This window comes from Lysobacter korlensis (assembly GCF_042434515.1).
In genome coordinates this window covers 132,682-151,504 of record NZ_JBHLTG010000008.1, presented here as the reverse complement: position 1 = coordinate 151,504, position 18,823 = coordinate 132,682, and the positions used below count along the sequence as shown (strand labels likewise).

Annotated in this window: 16 protein-coding genes; 12 read left to right on the top strand and 4 right to left on the bottom strand. The window is 68.5% G+C overall.

Features of this window, described 5'->3' with window-relative positions; translation table 11 throughout:
• Positions 1 to 8 precede the first annotated feature (8 nt).
• From ACFFGH_RS27185 to ACFFGH_RS27175, 3 genes are read right to left on the bottom strand one after another with little or no spacing between them, the layout of a single operon-like run.
• Positions 9 to 881, bottom strand: coding sequence for an MBL fold metallo-hydrolase (locus ACFFGH_RS27185; protein ID WP_386674319.1), 873 nt, complete (start codon positions 879 to 881; stop codon positions 9 to 11).
• A complete protein-coding gene (locus ACFFGH_RS27180; RefSeq protein ID WP_386674316.1) occupies positions 874 to 1,473 on the bottom strand; it encodes a carboxymuconolactone decarboxylase family protein in 600 nt (199 codons plus the stop codon). Before ACFFGH_RS27180 ends, ACFFGH_RS27185 begins: the two co-directional genes overlap by 8 nt.
• A complete protein-coding gene (locus ACFFGH_RS27175) occupies positions 1,470 to 2,270 on the bottom strand; it encodes an IclR family transcriptional regulator (protein ID WP_386674313.1) in 801 nt (266 codons plus the stop codon). The genes ACFFGH_RS27180 and ACFFGH_RS27175 overlap by 4 nt, the downstream gene beginning before the upstream one ends.
• Before the next feature lie 137 nt (positions 2,271 to 2,407).
• Here ACFFGH_RS27175 and ACFFGH_RS27170 point away from each other — a divergent pair, with 137 nt between their 5' ends.
• The 9 genes from ACFFGH_RS27170 (at position 2,408) to ACFFGH_RS27130 (ending at position 13,820) form a co-directional block, all read left to right on the top strand.
• On the top strand, positions 2,408 to 3,199 hold the full coding sequence (locus ACFFGH_RS27170) for an SDR family NAD(P)-dependent oxidoreductase (protein WP_386674310.1): 792 nt from the start codon (positions 2,408 to 2,410) through the stop codon (positions 3,197 to 3,199).
• A gap of 22 nt (positions 3,200 to 3,221) precedes the next feature.
• Positions 3,222 to 4,025 (top strand): SDR family NAD(P)-dependent oxidoreductase, encoded by an 804-nt coding sequence (locus tag ACFFGH_RS27165; protein WP_386674307.1) that lies wholly within the window; start codon positions 3,222 to 3,224, stop codon positions 4,023 to 4,025.
• 37 nt (positions 4,026 to 4,062) lie between these two features.
• Positions 4,063 to 4,938: a fumarylacetoacetate hydrolase family protein gene (locus ACFFGH_RS27160; protein ID WP_386674304.1), complete on the top strand. Its 876-nt coding sequence runs from the start codon at positions 4,063 to 4,065 to the stop codon at positions 4,936 to 4,938.
• The gene (locus ACFFGH_RS27155) at positions 4,935 to 5,786 is read left to right on the top strand and encodes a fumarylacetoacetate hydrolase family protein (protein WP_386674302.1); all 852 of its coding nucleotides are present in this window, start codon (positions 4,935 to 4,937) and stop codon (positions 5,784 to 5,786) included. The genes ACFFGH_RS27160 and ACFFGH_RS27155 overlap by 4 nt, the downstream gene beginning before the upstream one ends.
• A 36-nt stretch (positions 5,787 to 5,822) precedes the next feature.
• A complete protein-coding gene (locus tag ACFFGH_RS27150; protein ID WP_386674299.1) occupies positions 5,823 to 8,231 on the top strand; it encodes a family 78 glycoside hydrolase catalytic domain in 2,409 nt (802 codons plus the stop codon).
• Positions 8,232 to 8,368: 137 nt separating this feature from the next.
• Positions 8,369 to 9,952 (top strand): ABC transporter substrate-binding protein, encoded by a 1,584-nt coding sequence (locus ACFFGH_RS27145; RefSeq protein WP_386674296.1) that lies wholly within the window; start codon positions 8,369 to 8,371, stop codon positions 9,950 to 9,952.
• Between the two features lie 51 nt (positions 9,953 to 10,003).
• Positions 10,004 to 10,945 (top strand): ABC transporter permease, encoded by a 942-nt coding sequence (locus ACFFGH_RS27140; protein ID WP_386674293.1) that lies wholly within the window; start codon positions 10,004 to 10,006, stop codon positions 10,943 to 10,945.
• Positions 10,942 to 12,957, top strand: a complete 2,016-nt coding sequence (locus ACFFGH_RS27135) for a dipeptide/oligopeptide/nickel ABC transporter permease/ATP-binding protein (RefSeq protein WP_386674290.1) — start codon at positions 10,942 to 10,944, stop codon at positions 12,955 to 12,957. The genes ACFFGH_RS27140 and ACFFGH_RS27135 overlap by 4 nt, the downstream gene beginning before the upstream one ends.
• Positions 12,954 to 13,820, top strand: a complete 867-nt coding sequence (locus tag ACFFGH_RS27130) for an ATP-binding cassette domain-containing protein (RefSeq protein ID WP_386674287.1) — start codon at positions 12,954 to 12,956, stop codon at positions 13,818 to 13,820. Before ACFFGH_RS27135 ends, ACFFGH_RS27130 begins: the two co-directional genes overlap by 4 nt.
• A 62-nt stretch (positions 13,821 to 13,882) precedes the next feature.
• On the opposite strand, the gene ACFFGH_RS27125 is transcribed toward ACFFGH_RS27130, so the two are convergent.
• On the bottom strand, positions 13,883 to 14,809 hold the full coding sequence (locus tag ACFFGH_RS27125; RefSeq protein WP_386674284.1) for a LysR family transcriptional regulator: 927 nt from the start codon (positions 14,807 to 14,809) through the stop codon (positions 13,883 to 13,885).
• A 154-nt stretch (positions 14,810 to 14,963) separates the two neighbouring features.
• On the opposite strand from ACFFGH_RS27125, the gene ACFFGH_RS27120 reads away from it, so the two are divergent.
• The 3 genes from ACFFGH_RS27120 to ACFFGH_RS27110 are packed head-to-tail and all read left to right on the top strand — an operon-like array spanning position 14,964 to position 18,784.
• Entirely contained in the window at positions 14,964 to 15,509 is a 546-nt protein-coding gene (locus ACFFGH_RS27120) for a quercetin 2,3-dioxygenase (RefSeq protein WP_386674281.1), read from the top strand.
• A gap of 7 nt (positions 15,510 to 15,516) precedes the next feature.
• Complete coding sequence (locus tag ACFFGH_RS27115; protein ID WP_386674278.1) at positions 15,517 to 16,302, top strand: alpha/beta hydrolase fold domain-containing protein; 786 nt, start codon at positions 15,517 to 15,519, stop codon at positions 16,300 to 16,302.
• Positions 16,303 to 16,312: 10 nt separating this feature from the next.
• Positions 16,313 to 18,784, top strand: a complete 2,472-nt coding sequence (locus ACFFGH_RS27110; RefSeq protein ID WP_386674277.1) for a glycoside hydrolase family 2 TIM barrel-domain containing protein — start codon at positions 16,313 to 16,315, stop codon at positions 18,782 to 18,784.
• The last annotated feature ends 39 nt before the right edge of the window (positions 18,785 to 18,823 follow it).

The window sequence follows — 18,823 nt, the reverse complement described above, 5'->3', positions numbered from 1 at the left end:
TGCTGACCTCAGGAGGACTGCGGTGAGTTCCCGCCCTCGCCAAGTCGGAACCGCATCAGGTCCTCGCCTGCGACGACCTCACCCGGGAACTCGCGCGCGATCTCGGCGAGATCCTCGTTCGTCGCCCCCGAGTAGTGCGAGAGAACGACGCGGCCGACGCGCGCCGCCTGCGCCAGGCGACCGACCTGACTGGGCGAGAGGTGCTCTACGTCCATGTGTGCGCGCACCGGCTCGGGGACGGAGGCTCGATCGGCGGCGGTGACCATCTCGCAGACGAGGACGTGCGCTCCACGCGCGAGCTCCTCGACAGCCGCCGACTCCCCGGTGTCTCCGGTGAAGACGACAGACCCCGAGGGCGTATCGAACCGCAGGGCGAGCGAGGAGTGAGCCGGTTCAGAGAAGGTCGTCAGGGCGTAGTGCGAGTTCTCTGCCCCGATCACTGTGACGAGGTCGTCGGAGTACAGAACCCCGGACCGGACTTCCATTGCGGAGACCTGGTCCTCCACAGGAGACAGTCGGGATTCCTGACCGCGGATGGACGCGTTCGTCTCGGCATAGGCGAGTACTCCGCGTCGCAGAGCCGACGTGCCGGGAGGTCCGAAGAGCTGGATCGGCCCGCTCCGCATGGTGTGCGAAAAGCTCACCAGTCCGGGCAGCCCCGCCGTGTGGTCGTCGTGCAGGTGGGTGATGAAGACCTCGGAGACCTCTCGCAGCGAAACCCCCGCGGCGGCCAACTGCCGGCACACCCCGTCGCCGGCGTCGACGAGGTAGTGGCGGGAGCCGACCGTGACGAGACTGGACATCCCGCTCCGGGTGGCATGTCCACCCGGACCACCTGCGGTGCCGAGCAGGGTCAGCGTCGTCGAGGGCGTTTCATTCATCGTTATGGTCCTCCATGGTGTTGGCACGACGCTCAGGGGGGTCGACCCGGAACACCCGCAGCTGGAGCGCGAGCGTCGCGTAGTAGCCGACCAGTGTCGAGAGCTCGAACACGGCGGCCTCGCAGATCCGGGCGACGGCATGCTCCCACTCCTCATCCGTGAGGTCGCCACGCAGCAGTGCCTGCGTCACCTCGAGGAAGGGCAGCTCCTGCTCGTCTATCGTCGCGGGGACGCTGCCGCCCGCGAGCGCACTGAGCTCCTCCTCGGTGAGGCCCACGCTGCGGCCGACGCTCTCATGCGCCATCCGCTCGAAGGCGCTGTCCCACGCCGCGGCGACCAGGAGGATCGCGGCCTCCCGCACCCGCGGCGTCAGCGTTGTGCGGTACCGCACCGCCGCGCCGACGGACTGCAGTGCTTCGCCGAGCGGAGGTGACAGCAGCAGCGCGTTGAACGGCCCGTTCAGCGAGCCGTCGGGCGCAGTCAGGGCGAAATGCTGCGGGCCCTGCGCGCGCGGCCCGCCCGCGATGGAGTCGTAGAGCGCCCGCTGTTCCTCGTTGAGTCGCTCCGGCCGGAGCCGCTCGAGCCGCGTCACTGCGCCCTCAGCCGCATACTGATCTCCGCCGCCGTCGCTCGCACCCGCTCCAGCAGCGGGCCGCGAAGCGAGTCCACATCGTGTCGCGAGGTCGACACGGCGATGTTGATGGCCGCCACCGGAGCGCTGCCGGCGCCGAAGACCGGGACGGAGACCGACCGGAGACCCGCGGCGAGCTCCTGGTCCTGGATCGCGTATCCCTGCTGCCTGATGGTCGCGAGCTGCCGGTTCAGCTCCTCGCGATTCCCTACGGCGTTCGGACCGTGACCGGGGCGGAAGGCGTCGGCGCCGATTCGGCGGGTCAGCTCATCGGGGCTGAGGTATGCGAGCAGCACCTTGCCCATCGAGGTGAACACCGCCGGAAGGCTCGACCCGACCTGGATGTTCGCCGTGACGAGGTCGGCGTTCCGGATGCGCGCGAGATACAGCACGCGGTCGTCCTGCAGGACGCCGAGATTGACCGTCTCACCCGTGATCTGTGCAAGCGTGCGCAGCGGGCGCTCGGCGGACTGCACCAATCCGGAGCCGCGGAGCGCGGCGGAGCCGAGGGTGAGCACGGCGACCCCCGGGTGCAGCTGCCCGTCATCGGAGCGCTCGAGGAAGCCCGCCTCCTCGAGCGTCGCGGCGATCCGGAACGCGGTCGGCATGGGGATGCCCGTCCGATCGGACACGTCACGGAGCCGAAGCGACGTCGTCGTCTCGTCGAAGAGTCTCAGAACCTGCAGGCCCTTCGCGAGCGCCTCGATGCGGTACTGGCTCCGCTGCGCGTCCGTTGGGTTCGCTGAGTCGACGCTCACTGAAGTCTCCCTCCCGGCCGCGGGCTGCGACCCGAGTGCGGCTGAACCGATGGTTTGACAGCACGCACAACCCAATCTATGGTCGTTCAAAAGATAAAACAAGCTTTCGCAGAATGAAATAGAGACAGGAACGCAGAGTGGCGAACTTGGCAACGGACGAGAGCCGGGCGGCGACCTCCTGGCTCGGTCTTGACGGCTTCCGGGTCCTCATCGCCGGGGCGGGGGGAATCGGAGGGGCCTGCGCGATGGCGTACCTGGACGCCGGCGCCTCGGTCGTCGTGGTCGACCGCGAGCAGCGTGCGCTCGACGCCCTGGCCGCCAGCCCCCGCTTCGCCGAGCGCGGCGGCCGCACGCTGCAGGCCGATCTCGCGGAGCACGGCTCCGGTGAGCGGATCGTTCGGGAGGTGGTGGCGCAGCTTGGCGGCTTAGACGTCCTACTGCACGCGGTCGGCATCAACGACCGCCGCCCGATCCTCGACTTCACCGAAGACGAGTGGGAGCGGGTGATGCGCATCAACCTCTTCACCTTGTTCGGGCTCGCGCAAGCCGCCGGTCGCCACATGGTGGGCCAAGGTTTCGGCCGGGTGCTCGCCCTGTCGTCGGTTTCCGGCCTCCTCGCGCACCACTCTCACGGCCCCTACGCGGCGTCGAAGGGCGGGATCAACCAGCTCCTCCGAGTCATGGCGCGCGAGTGGGCCGAGAGCGGCGTGACGGTCAACGCGCTCGCCCCGGGCTACATCGAGACGCCGCTCACCGCGGGCCATCTCGCGAAGCCGGGCAAGCGCGAGGAGCTCGAAAGTCTGGTGCCAGCCGGTCGGCTCGGCACCCCCGAGGAGCTCACGGGTCCCGCGCTCTTCCTGTCATCCCGGCATGCCGGATTCATCACCGGCCACATCCTCTACATCGACGGCGGACGCACGCTCGTCTGAACGGAACAACGAAGGAGTTCTCATGACCGACCCAGCCGAGTGGCAACCGCAGATCTTCCCGCGCTTCGCGGGCAAGACGGTGCTCGTCACGGGCGCCGGCACCGGCTTCGGTGCGGAGATCGCGTTCCGTGCCGGGCAGGAGGGCGCCCGGGTCGCGGTGCACTACCGCTCGTCGAAGGCCGGCGCGGAAGCAACCGTGAAGCGCATCGAGGAGATCGGCGGTGAGGCGATCACCGTGCAGGGTGACATCGGCAGCTGGGCAGAGATCAAGCGCATGGCGGATGAGGTGTGGGCCGCCTTCGGGACGCTCGACGTGCTCGTCAACAACGTCGGCGACGTATCGAGTGAGCAGATGTCGTGGCGCGACCTGACACAGGAAGCGCTCGACGCTGTCGTCGACATCGACGTCAAGGGGACCCTCCTCATGACGCACGAGTTCGGCGAGCGGATGCTGGAGCAGCCGAACGGCGGCAGCATCGTCAACGTCGGCTCGACGGTCATCGTCCGTGGCTCGCCCCGGGCCCCTCAGTACGCCGCTGCGAAGTACGCGATCGTCGGCATCACCAAGTCTTACGCGAAGGTGCTGGCCCCGAAGGTGCGGGTCAACACCTTCGCCCCCGGCTTCATGGAGACCGAGCGGCTGCTGCAGCGCGAGGACTGGAAGAGCGGGCGCCGGGAGCAGCTCATCTCGCAGACACCGATGGGGCACATCCCGCCCCCGGAGTTCGTGGCGGGAACATGCCTGTGGCTCGCCACCGAGGAAGCGGCGCATCTGACCGGCGGGTACCTGCTCGCCGACGGCGGATTCAACATGGTCGGCGCCTGAGCCGGCACTGACAGTACCGACAGAGAGGAAATCAGCGATGAAGCTCATCACATTCGACGAGGGCCGGGTCGGACGCCTCGAGCTCGAGGAGGAGACCGTTATCGAGCTCGACGTCCCGTCGACCCGCGAGTACTTCGAGCGCGGCGGCCAGGTGTCCGAGACAGGGGAGCGGCTGAGGCTCGCCGACGTGAAACTGCGCGCGCCGATTCGGCCCAAGAAGTTCTTCCACACCGCCGGCAACTTCGTCGCGCACCACGAGGAGCTCGAGGCGGTGAACTGGTCGCACCCGGTGCACAAGGGCATCGTCTTCTTCCAGAACGTCGACGCGATCATCGGCCCGGACGACCCGATCGTCTACCCGAGCCAGCTCACCAACGAGATGGACTACGAGCTGGAGCTCGCCGTCGTGATCGGCAAGTCCGGCAAGTTCTTCGGCGCCGATGAAGCCGAGGACTACATCGCCGGGTTCACCGTCTTCAACGACATCTCCGCACGGGACATCCAGCGCCGTGAGATGGAGTCCGGGGTGTTCTCCTTCAGCAAGGGCATCGACACCTTCTGCCCAATCGGGCCGTGGATCGTCACGGCGGATGAGCTGCCCGACTACCAGAACCTGGCGATGGAGCTCCGTGTGAACGGCGAGGTTCGCCAGACGGGCAACACCGCCGAGATGCGGGTCACCATCCCGCAGCTCATCGCCTACCACTCGCCGCAGACCTACAGCGCGGGGGATCTGCTCACCACGGGCACCGTCTCAGGCGTCGCCGCCATCCAGAAGAACCCGTTCGACTTCTATCTCCAGCCGGGCGACGTCGTCGAAGCCGAGGTCAAGGGCGTCGGCGTGCTGCGGAACCCGATCATCAGCTGGGAGGACGCCTACGGCGAGCCGGCACCCGCGAAGGCCGACTTTTGAAACTCGCGAACGTCGGTGGCCGCGCGGTCCTCGTCGTTGGCGAGGGCGCGGGCATCGATCTCGAGCGGGCGAGCCAGGGGCGGATCGGACCGGATCCTCAGGACGTTGTGGCTCGCTGGGACGTCTTTCTCGACTTCATCAGCAGGCTGCGGTACAGCCCTGAGAACGCGGATGTCTCCTTCACGCCGGCCGACCTCGGCCCGCCCGTCCCGCGCCCGAGCCAGGTCTTCGCCATCGGCGTCAACTATCGCGAGCATGCGGACGAGGCGGGCTATCCGCCCGACTCTCTCCCTGTCACGTTCACGAAGTTCGCGTCCTGCCTGACCGGCCCGCAGGCGGAGGTGGCGCTGCCGACCGACACGGTCGACTGGGAGGTCGAGCTCGTCGTCGTGATCGGCCGGCGCGGCCGCAACGTGTCCCGCGACGCGGCGTGGGACCACGTCGCCGGGGTGACCGTCGGGCAGGACCTTTCGGAACGCACCTCACAGCTGGAGGGCAGCAAGCCGCAGTACAGCCTCGCGAAGTCGTTCCAGGGCTTCGGCCCGACCGGCCCGTGGCTTGTCACGCCGGACGAGCTGCCGGACCGGGACGACCTCGCGATCTCCTGCTCGATCGGAGACGAGACGCTGCAGTCCAGCCGCACCTCGCGGATGATCTACGACATCCCCGAGCTGATCGCCCGGCTCTCGGCCGTGTGCGAGCTGCAGCCCGGTGACCTCATCTTCACCGGGACGCCGTCCGGAGTCGGGAACGCCCGAACGCCGAAGCGCTTCCTCACGCCTGCGGAGGAGCTGGTGAGCTCGATCGAGGGCATCGGCTCCATCCGGACGACGTTCCGCACGGCCTGACCACCGATCAGTCCTGCCGTCGAAACGATCGCGAGAATGATGGAAACCGCCGGCCCTGCGCAGCTGCTCGACGCGGCGCAGTGGATAGAGCCGGTCGAGGCGTCCCCGCGTGAGCCCGGGAACCGCCCGGGATTCCTCCTGCGCCGGTCCTTCGAGGTCGACGGCGACGTCCTCAGTGCTGTCGTCTCGGCGACGGCGCACGGCATCTACGAGCTGTTCCTCAATGGGACGCGTGTCGGCGACGAGGAGCTGACACCCGGGTTCACCGCCTATCGGAAGCGACTCCAGGTTCACTCGTTCGACGTCACGCACCTCCTCGTTCCGGGAGAGAACGTGCTCGGCGCGATCCTCACCGACGGCTGGTTCCGGGGCCGGCACGGCTTCGAGCGCCGTGCGGACGGGTTCGGCACGCGCACCGCACTGCTCGCGGCGCTCCACGTCGATGACGGTGACGGAACGCGGATCGCCGTGGCGACCGACGGATCCTGGATGTCCCGGACGGGACACATCACCCGCGCCGACCTCATGGACGGGCAGGCGGTCGACTTCCGGCTGCTCAATGAGGGCTGGTGTTCACCCGGCGCGAGTTCGGACGCCTGGACCGCAGCTTCGCTTGGCTTGGGCGACCTGTACCAGGATCGCAACCGATTGGTGGCGCCGATCGCCCCGCCGGTTCGCCGGATCGAGGAGCTCCGCCCGGTCTCGACCACCACGCCGCGACCTGGGACGGCCGTCGTCGACTTCGGCCAGAACATAAACGGCTGGATTCGCCTGAGCGAGCTCGGACCCGAGGGCACGCGGCTGGTCCTCACCCACGGTGAATGGGTGGACGACGACGGGTTCATCTCGACCGATCACCTGCGCGCGTTCGACTTCGCGACGCACGAGCTGCTCCCGGCCGGGCAGGTCGACGACGTGATCTCGGCGGGACGGGACGGCGATGTCTTCGAGCCCCGGCACACGACCCACGGCTTCCAGTACGTGCAGGTCGACGGGTTGCGGGGCGACCTCGACCCGGATACCATCCGTGCCGTCGTCGTCCACAGCGATCTGGAGCCAGTGGGAGAGTTCGAGTGCAGCGATCCTCGTCTGCAGGCTCTGCACGAGGCGGTGCGCTGGAGCTTCCGCGACAACGCGTGCGACATCCCCACCGACTGCCCGCAACGGGAGCGATCCGGTTTCACGGGCGACTGGCAAGTATTCCTTCCCACGGCCGCGCTGCTTTACGACGTCGAGACGTTCTCCGAGAAGTGGCTCGCCGACCTGCGGGCAGACCAGTCGGTCGACGGCCGCGTTCCGACGGTGACCCCCAACCCGGCTGGCGACGGACCGTCGGGGAACGCATTCGAGGATCTGGCGACCGGATCCGCGGGCTGGGGCGACGCGGCCGTGATCGTGCCCTGGGAGCTGTGGCGTGCCTACGGTGACCTCGGGGTGCTCCGCCGGTCGCTTCCGTCGATGTGCGGGTGGGTGGACTACGCCGCTCGCAGCGCCGCGGAGGGTCGCCATCCGGATCGGGCCGCTGCTCGCCCGTCGCCCGCCCCTCACGAGCAGTTTCTGTGGGACACCGGGTTCCACTTCGGCGAGTGGTTGGAGCCGGGCGTTCCACCCCGGCCCGACCCCGCGGCGGATCACGGCATCGTCGCCACCGCGTTCCTCGCCCGCTCCGCACGGCTGCTCGCCCGGGTCTCCGCGTTGCTCGGCCGCGCCGACCTGGAAGCACGATACTCCGGCATCGCCGACGGCGCGCGGAGCGCCTGGCAAGCCGAATACGTCACGGCCGACGGCCGGCTCACCGAGGAATCGCAGGCGAACTACGTGCGCGGGCTGGCCTTCGGGCTGCTCGACCCCTTCCATACCGTGCGCGCCGCCGACCGCCTCGTGGACCTGATCGAGGCAAACGGCGGCAGGCTCGGAACCGGGTTCCTCAGCACCGGTCAGCTCCTCCAGGTGCTCGCCGACACCGGTCGCCTCGCGACCGCCTACTCCGTCCTGACCTCCACCGGTGTGCCGTCCTGGCTGGAGATGCTCGACCGTGGTGCCACCACGATCTGGGAGTGGTGGGACGGCGTGGACGGTGGGACAGCTCGCGGCTCGCTGAACCACTACAGCAAGGGCGCCGTCGTCTCCTTTCTCTACACCCACGTTGCGGGCATCCGGCTCCCGGAGAACCCGGCCCCCGACAGTGCCGCATACTGCGCGGTCACCATTGCCCCGCAGCCGGGCGGTGGAATCACCTGGGCGCGTGCGTCGGTGCGAACCCGCCGAGGACGAGTCGCATCCGCATGGTCGATCGACGACGAAGCGTTTCGGCTCGAGGTCGAGATTCCCGACGGCACAGCCGCGACCGTGGTGCTGCCGGACGGGCGACGCCACGTCTCCGAACCAGGGACGCACCGGTTCCGGATTTACTCGCCGACCGAGGAGGTGCGCCCGCAGCAATAGGCCACAGCTAACGCGCGTGGCGCAGTTCCGAATGGACTTGCGCCGTCCGCCCGGTCACGCTGGAGAAGCACGATCGCGGCATCGGGAGCGCGACGACGAAGTCCCGTACACAGCACACATCGATCATTGGAGATCAAGTGATTCGTCCCAGAGATTCGCGCCGGCTCGCCGGCTTCGCCGCGCTCGCGGCGACCGCTCTCGCGCTCAGCGCATGCAGCGGCGGCGGCAACAACGGCGGCAACAACAACGGCGGCAACGGCGGCGGGGAAGCCGACACATCCCGCCTCATCATCGGCCTCGAATCCGACCAGGCCGCCCTCGGCTACGACCCGATCCGCTACGCCAGCGGGCAGCGCTTCTTCTACGAGGGCATCTACGACTCGCTGTTCCGGCTCGACGAGGAGGGCCAGGTTGTGCCCGACCTCGTCACGAACTTCGAGTACAACGAGGACCAGACCGAGCTCACCCTCGACCTCGACACCAGTGCGACGTTCCCCGACGGATCGACCGTCACGGCCGACCTCGTCAAGCAGAACCTCGATTTCCGCGGCGACGCCGACCTCTCGGCCTACAGCGGCTTCGCCGAAGGCGGCGAGCAGGAGATCAGCGACGTCACCGTCGTCGACGACGACACGGTGACCCTCACCTTCGCGGCGCCGTCGCCCGGCTTCGAGGCGAACCTCGTCCTTCCCGCCGGCGCGATCGTCGGGCCGAGCGCTGTTGAGGACCGTTCCAGCCTCGACCAGGCGCCCGACGGGTCCGGCCCGTTGACGCTCGACGCGGGCGCCACTGTGAAGGGCAACACCTACCTCCTCACGAAGAAGGACGACCACCCGGAGGCGGGCGAGTACCCGTTCGACAGCTACGAGTTCCGGCCGATCATCGATCCCCAGGCGCGTGTCAACGCTGCGATCTCCGGTGAGGTGGATGTGGCTTACATCACCGCCGAGCAGCAGACCCAGGTCGAGTCCGCCGGCACGGGCCTTGTCGCCAACGGCGGCACGGTCCTGAACCTGCTGCCATTCGACAAGGCCGGCGCCCTGGCGCCCCAGTGGGGCGACCCCCAGGTCTGGAAGGCGCTGTCGATCGCGATCGACCGCGAGGCGTTCGTGGCTGCTGTCCACCCGGGCGACGTCCCGACGGTCAACGCACTGCCGGCTGACAGCCCCGGGTACATCGAAGAGCTCGAGGAGGAGTACGCCTACGACCCCGAGGAGGCGCGTGAGCTGCTGGCTGAGGCAGGCTACCCCGACGGGTTCGATTTCGAGGTCGTCATCGGCCAGCAGAGCCAGCGGGACTGGGAGACGATCCAGCCGTTCTGGCAGGAGATCGGTGTCGATGCCACGCTGAAGATGTCGTCCTCGACAGAGGAGACCTTCGCATCGGTGCAGAACACGCCGATCGGTGGCCCGATCCCGCTGAATTGGACGAACCCCCCGGGCAACGTCTTCGGCGTGCTGTTCGGATTCGCGAACTTCCACAAGGCGGAGAACCCCGAGATCCAGGCTGCCGTGGGAGCCTATGGTGCCGCCGCGGGCGACGAGGACGCTCAGGCGGAGGCGCTCACCCAGCTCAACCGCGCGATCGTCGAATCCGGCTGGCTCATCCCGCTCTACGAGCAGCTGGCGCCGTGGGCGTACAACGAATCGAAGGTCGCCGAGCCCCAGTTCCCGGGTGCCGAGACCTACCCGATCCTCTCGACGCTGACGCCGGCGTCCTGACCAACCGCCCGGTGCCGACGGAGACGTCGGCACCGGGCCACCGGAGTGATGATGCTTACATTCGCTCTCAAGCGGATCGCCTTCGCGATCGTCACGCTGCTCGTGGCGACGTGGATCGCGTTCGTGCTCGTGCACCTGAGCGGCTCGACGCCGGGTGGCGTCGCCCTCGGCTTCTCCGGAACGCCCGAGCAAGTGCAGGCGTACAACGAGGAGATCGGCTGGTACGACCCCTGGATCGTGCAGTACCTGGGCTGGATCGGCCAGGTGCTGCAGGGTGACCTCGGCGTCTCGCTGATCGACGGCCGGGATATCGGCGACGACGTGGCCAAGCGTCTGCCGGTGACTGCGGCGCTGGCATTCCTCGGGACGCTTCTCAGCGCCGTCATCGGCATCGTCATGGGCGTCGTCGCGGCAGTCCGGGGCGGCGCCGTCGACCGGGTTCTCACCGTGATCACCGGCCTCATGCTGTCCCTTCCCGCGTTCTGGGTCGGCGTGCTCCTCGTCTACCTGTTCGCCGTCCAGCTGCGGGTGCTTCCGGCGACGGGATTCGTTCCCTTCGAGAACAACCCCGAAGCGTGGGCGAGATCCCTTCTGCTGCCGGTCATCACGATCGCTCTCACCTCGGCAGCCGGGCTTGCTCGCCAGACCCGGGCGTCCATGGCCGACGCACTCACGATGGAGCACATGCGCACACTGCGTGCCGTCGGCACATCGACCCATCGCATCGTCTACGTCCACGCGCTGCGCAGTGCGAGTCTCCCCATCGTCGCGGGCATCGCCATCCACTTCATCATCCTGTTCGGCGGTTCCGTCGTCATCGAGGTGCTCTTCGCGCTGCCCGGCATCGGACAGGCGATGCAGGCCGCCGTGGGATCCGCTGATCTGCCGTTCGTGCAGGCCCTGGTGCTCGTCGCGACGCTGGTTGTGGTGGTCGTGAACCTGGCGCTGGAGTTCGCCACCCGTTTCCTCGACCCGAAACTGCGTGCCTCATGACCGAATCAACGACCTCGATCCTGACCGTGCGCCGCGAGCGGCGGGCCAAAGGACGCTACCGATCGCCCGCCGTCATCCTCTCCCTGGTTTGGCTCCTGGGTCTGCTCGTCGCCTCACTGGCAGGGCCACTGTGGCTTCCGTACGGGCCCCTCGAGCAGGATCTCGGCGCGGTGCTGCAAGGACCGTCCGCAGCCCATCCGCTGGGGACGGACGAGGTCGGACGTGACCTGCTCACCCGCCTTCTGACGGCAGCGGCGCCGACTCTCCTCATCGCGTTGATCACGCCGATCGTCGCCGTGGCGGTGACGGTGCCGATCACGCTCTGGGCCGCTCGCTACCCGCGTGCGGAAGCCGTCACCAACCGTGTCAGCGAGATCGTCCTCTCCCTCCCGGGCATGGTGATCCTCCTCGCCTTCATCGCCGCCGTCGGAACGAACATGCCGCTGGTCCTGGCGGTCTTCGGACTCCTGCTGTTCGGCGCCCTCTTCAAGATCTTCTTCGGGCAGGCGAAGTCCCTGCACAAGCAGCTCTTCGTCGAGGCCGCTGCAATCGACGGCGTACGCCCGATGGTCGCGAGCATCCGCCACGTGCTGCCCAACATGTCGACGACCGTCATCGTGCAGTTCGTGTTGCTGTTCGGTGCCGGCATCGGAATCCAAGCCGCCCTCGCCTTCATCGGCCTCGGGCCACAACCCCCGGAGCCCACGTGGGGCGGGATGATCCAATCCGCGTCGCGCTTCATCTTCCAGCAGCCCTGGATGATGATCCCCACCGGCGGCATCCTCGCGCTCACGATCATCGCCGCCAACACGCTGGCCGATGTGCTCGCCGGCGGAGCGGCGATGCCGCCGCCCCTCGTCGCCGTGAGGCGCAGGCGACAGGGTGGAGTGACGGGCGCCCCCGCCCTGCCGCCAAAGAAGACCCTGCCCATCCCGTCGACGGAAGAGGCGCATGCCGCCGCTCAGCCAACCGGGGAGGCGACCCGCGTGCCAGGGCAGGGAGAGCTACGCGTCGAGGATCTGGTGATCGCCGTCGACGATGGGCCGGAACTCGTGACGGGCGTCTCGTTCACGGTGCGTCCTGGAACTGTCCTTGGCCTCGTCGGGGAGTCGGGCTGTGGCAAGAGCATCACCTCCCATGCGCTGCTCGGGCTCCTGACTCCTGGCCTTTCCGTGCGGTCCGGACGCATCCTGTGGAACGGGGTCGACCTCGCCGACGCCGACGAGAAGACCATGCAGCGAGTGCGCGGCCACGACATCGCGTACATTTCACAGGAGCCCACCCGGGCGCTCGACCCCATGTTCACCGTCGGCTGGCAGCTCGAAGCCACGATCAAGCGGTTGCGTAAGGTCGGGGGCCGGGAGGCCAAGAAGATCGCGGAGCAGCTGCTCGTCGACGTCGGCATCGTCGACCCGCCGCGGGTCCTGCGCAGCTACCCGCACCAGATCTCGGGCGGCATGGCGCAGCGTGTCGCGATCGCCCTCGCGCTCTCGGGCACGCCTCGCCTGCTCATCGCCGACGAGCCGACGACCGCGCTCGACGTCACCGTGCAAGCGGAGATCCTCGCACTGCTGCGTCAGCTCGTCGCCGACCGTGGCATGTCGATCGTGCTGGTCACCCACGACCTCGGCGTCGTCGCGGATCTCTGCGACGAGGTCGCGGTGATGTACGCGGGGCACCTCGTCGAGACCGGATCGGTGCGCGACGTGCTGATGCGGCCGGAGCACCCATACACCATGGCGCTGCTCGCCGCCGACCCGCACGCCGCGGTGGAACTCGTGGGGGCGACCCACCTTGCCACCATCCCGGGTCAGGTCCCGGCGCCTGGCTCCTGGCCGAGGGCTTGCCGGTTCGCCGACCGCTGCCGATTCGTTCAGGATCGGTGTCTGGTCCCGATCCCACTGGAACCGCGCAGCATTGGCGAGGGCGATGTGCGCTGCATCCGTCACGACGAGGTCCGCGGACGCCAGGAAGAGTGGCGCGAGCCCGTTCCGGTAGGAGAACAGCTATGAGCACGGTGCCGAGCAGCCCCAGCCAGACCTCGGCTGCTTCCGAAACGCCTCTCCTCGAGGTGCGGAACCTGGTCGTCCAGTACAGTCGCAAGGCACCGCCGGCGGTGGAGGACGTGTCGTTCACCATCGCACGCGGTGAGACGGTTGGGCTGGTCGGCGAGTCCGGTTCCGGCAAGACCACGATCGGCAAGGCGATTCTCGGACTCCAGCCGGTCACGAGCGGCCAGATCATCTTCGAGGGCCGCGACATCACCACGGCAAGCGCCGCCGAGCGCCGCGCCCTGCACGGCGATCTACGCGCCGTATTCCAGGATCCGTACTCCTCACTGAACCCACGCCGGCCGATCGGCGATGCGATCTCGGAGTCGCTGCGGAAGGCACGCGTTCCGCGCGAGGAGCGGGATCGACGAGTGCGCGAGGTACTTTCGGCGGTCGGCCTGCCGCAGAACGCCGGCGACCGGTATCCGCGACAGTTCTCCGGAGGGCAGCGGCAGCGCATCGCGATCGCTCGAGCCCTGGTGACCGACCCGCGACTCGTCGTCTGCGATGAGGCGGTGAGTGCCCTAGATCTCTCGACACAGGCGCAGGTGCTCAATCTCCTCGCAGATCTGCGGCGCGGTGCTGACCTCGGCTACCTCTTCATCGCTCATGACCTCGCGGTCGTGGAGTTCCTCGCCCAACGTGTGATCGTGCTCAACCGCGGCCGCATCGTCGAGGAGGGGGCGACGGCGGACATCATGCGCAACCCCCAGGACCACTACACCCGCGTGCTGATGGCCGCGTCTCCGGTCCCCGATCCCGACGAGCAGGCGCGGCGCCGCGAGGCGTGGCGGGCGCTGAAGGCTTTTGTGCCGGCTGCATAGCGGCGGGGTCCGACAATCGCGACACCGGTGGCCGAACGGGCGACTGCAGGGACTCGCGGCGGTCAGAGCTCCGGTTGGCGCGAGACCGTGATGTCTGGCAACGGCGACAACGAGCGAGCTGTCTCGCGGAACGCCTTGACCATCGGGTTCGGGGCGTCCGCGAGGCTGCACAGGACGATCGTGGCGGGCTCGATGTCGTCGATCGCCACATAGGCGAGTTCGTCCCGTCGATAGTGCGACGCGGCGGAGTTCCCAGCGACGTTGACTCCCGCGCCCGCCGCGACGAGCTCGAGGATGCCCTCCACGCTGTCGGCCGTCGGTCCTCGTCTCGGGCGGGAGCCGTCCGGCCGCGGGTCGACCACCCACCAGTTCACGATCTCCGGGTGGCCGCCGGCCGCCGTGACGAAGACCTCGTCAGCCGTCTCGAGGATCGAGATAGACGACCGATCTGCGAGCGGGTGTCCGGCCGGGACGACGAGCACGCGCGGCTCGCTCCACAGCGGCTCCACTCGGATGCGCGGCGGAAGCCGCAGCGGCCAGGGCGCGAACACTACATCCGCGCGCCCGCTGTCGAGGTCGTCGATCACGTCGAAGAAGCCGAGACGCCGCATCTCGATGCGTGCCTTCGGCGTCCGCTGCAATGTCGTCGCGATCGCGTTCGTCGTGAGTGTGCCCGCGCCGGCGGCCACCACACCGACGCGCAGGCTCGGCGCCTCCAGGTCCCGGCGCGTCGAGCGTGCCCACGCGAGCACTTGATCGTGATCGTCCTGAACCCGGCGCGCGAGCGGAAGCAGGTCGCGCCCGAAGGTGGTCAGCTCCACCTTGCGCGGCGTCCGGTCGAACAGCCGCACACCGATCTGGTCCTCGAGCCGGCTGATCTGCTGGCTCAGCGAAGGCGGCGTGATCTGGAGTCGCGCCGCGGCGCGACCGAAGTGCAGCTCTTCGGCGAGCACACAGAAATAGCGGATGACGTGGATAGGTACATCCATGGCCCCATATTAGCCGCGCCCTAATGCCACGTAGGGATATCGAACTTCCGTGCCGAACATTGAGCGGTAAGGCTTGAGCACGGAATACGACCAGGCCCGGCCGGTGTGTTCCTCCGCCAGCCGGCGGTGCACGGCTTTCACAAGGAGGTAAAGCATGACCACATTCCCCGCTGACGACCCCGACAAGGTCCCGTTCGCCGGCATCCTTCCGGCGGCGCCCAAGCCGTTCGTGCTCGGCAACGGCGAGGGGGAGAAGTCCCTCGTCTTCGATCAGCTGTTCACCGTCCTGCTGTCTGCCGACGAGACCGAGGACCAGTACGGCATTTTCACGATGCAGGGGGGCAAGGGACAGCGCATCCCGGCGCACACGCACCTCAAGACGCACGAGATCTTCTACGTGGTCGACGGTGAGATCGACGTGTGGATGGACGACCAGGCCGACTACCACAGCAAGACCACGCTGGTCACCGGCGACTTCGCCTACGTCCCGGCCAATGTCGTGCACGCCTTCCAGATCCAGGGCCCGACCAAGGTGTTCGGGTGCGGCACCGCCGGCTTCGAGCGGTTCTTCCACGCCATCGGCCAGAAGACCGACCTGACAGAGCCCCAAGGCGTCTTCGTCCCGGACTTCTCGGTGCTGCGCGCGGCGGGTGAGAAGTACGCCACGGTCTTCATGCCCGAGTTCCAGTTCCGGGACTGACGCTTTCGTGGCTTCGAGGCTCGAGATTGACTTCGGGCAGCCGGAAGGCTTTCGCCCGCTGTCGCTCGATCTGCGAGTTCCGGAAGTAGCGGGTGACGCCTGTGCGCCCCTCGTCGTGTTCCTGCACGGCGGCGGGTTCCTGCGCGGCAGCCGCAAGGTGTTCACGCCAGGCATCGATGCGGCCGACTCGTTCGACCGCATCGTCGCGGCGGGGATCGCCGTCGCGTCCTGCGAGTACCGCCTGAGCGGGGAGGCGCGCTTTCCCGCCCAACTGGCCGACGTCGACGCCGCGATCGGCTGGCTCCAGGAGCACGGGGCCCAGCATGGAGTGGATGCTTCGCGGCTGGTGCTGTGGGGAGTCTCCGCCGGTGCGACGATTGCAGCGCTCACCGGCCTCCGCCGCAGGGACGTGCGCGGCGTCGTCGACTGGTTCGGACCGACTGACCTCTTCGCGATGGCCGAGCATCCGACCGGTGAACGGCCCGAGGAGACTCGCGAGGCGCGGTGGATCGGCAGGCCCGCGGCCGAGCTGCCCGAACGGGCGCGAGAAGCGAGCCCCGCCCTGCAGGTGCACGCAAGCGCGCCGCCGTTCCACATCGCACACGGCACCGACGACGAGCACGTGCCCATCTCCCAGAGTGAGGCGTTCGCCGCCGCGCTCGACGGCGCCGGTGTGCCGGTCGAGTTCTCGCGCGTAGCGGGCGGCCGGCACTTCTGGCAGGCAGTGCCCGACACTGCGCCGCTCTTCGACCGGGCCATCGAGTTCGTCCGCCGAGTCGCCGTGGAAGGGTGACGAGACCGACATGACAGTGACCCCCTTCAACGACGGCTGGGCGTACCGCAGACCGCTCGGCCCCTTCGTCGGCTTCGGTGGTGAGCAATTGGCCGCGCGGTCCGTGCGTCTGCCGCATGACGCGCTGCGCGACGCCGAGCGACGGCCCGACGTGCCGGGCAAGGGCGCGGGCGCGTACTACCCGCACGGCGCGTACACGTACCTGAAGAGATTCCCGGTGCCTGCCGCGTGGGAGGGGTGCCTAGTTCGCCTGGAGGTGCAGGGCGCGTTCCGGCGCGCGCAGGTCTTCCTCAACGAGGAGTTCGCGGGCAATCGGGCCGACGGGTACGCCCGCTTCTTCGTCGACCTCACGCCCTACCTCAGGTACGGGGAGGACAACGAACTGAGGATCGAAGTCCGGTCTGGCGAGGATTCCCGCTGGTATTCGGGCACCGGACTTCACCGACCGGTGCTGCTGCATGTCGACCGGCCAGTGCACATCGTCCCGGACGGCGTGGTGGTCAGCACCGTCAGGCTCGAGGAGGATCAGGCCGTGATCGACGTCGTGACAACGGTCGCGAACGCCGGCCTCAGCAGTCGCACCGTCACCGTGAGCACGACGATCACCGGTCCGGACGGCACCGAAGTCGAGCGCGGTGCGACGCCGTCGACGCTGGCGCCGGGGGAGCAGGCCGTTGTCCGGCAGCGCCTTTATCTGCAGGCTCCCGCCCTGTGGAGCACGGACAGCCCCGCCCTGCACACCGCCCGCGTCGCCCTGGGCTACGATCCGGCCGACGACGTCGTCGTGAACTTCGGCGTGCGGACGGTCACCGTCGATCCACGCAAAGGGCTTCGGATCAACGGGGCGCCGGTGCTGCTGCGCGGGGCCTGCATCCACCATGACAACGGACCCCTCGGCGCCGCCGCGATCGGGCGCGCGGAGGAGCGCCGGATCGAACTGCTCAAGCACGCCGGCTTCAACGCGATCCGTGGCGCCCACAACCCCCTCTCGCCAGCGATGCTCGACGCGTGCGACCGGCTGGGGATGCTCGTCATGGACGAGGCGTTCGACATGTGGACCCGGTTCAAGAGCCCGTACGACTATGCGGCCGACTTCTCGCAGTGGTGGGCGGCGGACCTCGAGTCGATGGTCTTCAAGGACCGGAATCACCCGAGTGTGATCCTCTACTCGATCGGGAACGAGATCATCGAGGTCGGCACGCCGCACGGCGCGCGCTGGGCGCGCCGGATGGCCGAGCACGTTCGGGCGCTCGACCCGACCCGGCTCGTCACCAACGGGATCAACGCGTTCCTCGCGGTGATCGACGAGGTTCCCGCGCTTCTGGAGGCGGCCGGCGGAGGTCTCAACGAGGCGATGGGCGGCACCGACGGAGCATTCGCCGTGGTGGCCGCGAGCGAGGCGGCGAGCGAACGCACCGCCGAGTCGAGCGCCGCGCTCGACGTGCTGGGCCTCAACTACGCGGAGTCGCGGTACCAGCTCGATCAGCAGCGCTTCCCGCACCGCGTGATCGTCGGCTCGGAGACGTTCGCGCCCCAGATCGGGACGCTGTGGCCGATGGTGCAGCAGAACCCGAACGTGATCGGCGACTTCACCTGGACCGGGTGGGACTACCTCGGGGAGGTCGGCATCGGAGCGACCGCCTACGCGGAGGATCCCGATGCAGTCGCGGCGCTCGAGCGAGAGTACCCGTACCTGACCGCTTGGTGCGGCGACCTGGACATCACGGGCTGGCGGCGGCCAGCGTCGTACTACCGCGAGATCGTGTTCGGTCTCCGAACGGAGCCGTATGTCGCCGTGCTGCGACCGGAGCACTCCGGACACACGATCACCATGCAGTCGCCGTGGGCCTGGAGCGACTCGGTCTCGTCCTGGACTTGGCCGGGCTTCGAGGGCGAGCCGGTGACCGTCGAGGTGTATGCCGACGCGGAGGAGGTCGCACTCCTGCACGACGCAGAGGAGGTCGCCCGCGGCCCGGTCGGCGAGCGCCGCCCGATGCTCGCGCGCTTCGACACCGTGTACCGCCCTGGGGAGCTCGTGGCGATCGCCTTCAAGGAAGGGGCGGAGGTTGGCCGGGCCAGTCTGTCCACCGCGGGTGACGCGCGGCTGACCGCACGCGCCGACCGTGAGCACCTACGGAACGACGACGCAGACCTCGCGTTCGTCGCGATCGAGCTCCGCGACGAGGCGGGGCGTCTCGTCGCCGCAGGGGACCGGACGGTGACCGTGGCAGTGACCGGCGCGGGGGTCCTCGCCGGGATGTGCAGCGCGAACCCGAAGACCCAGGAGCGGTTCGACGGGTCGACCTGGCGCACCTTCGACGGGCGGGCGCTCGCCGTCGTGCGCCCGACAGGGGCCGGCGAGATCCAGGTGCACGTCAGCTCCGCAGGACTGGATCCGGTGCTCCTCGCCCTGTCCGTCGCTGAACTCGCTTCGCATCGCGGATCTCCATCATCCCGATTGACGATCCATCCAAAGGGCTGAGTTCCGCTCGCCATGTCCACTGCTCGAGAGGAACCCTTC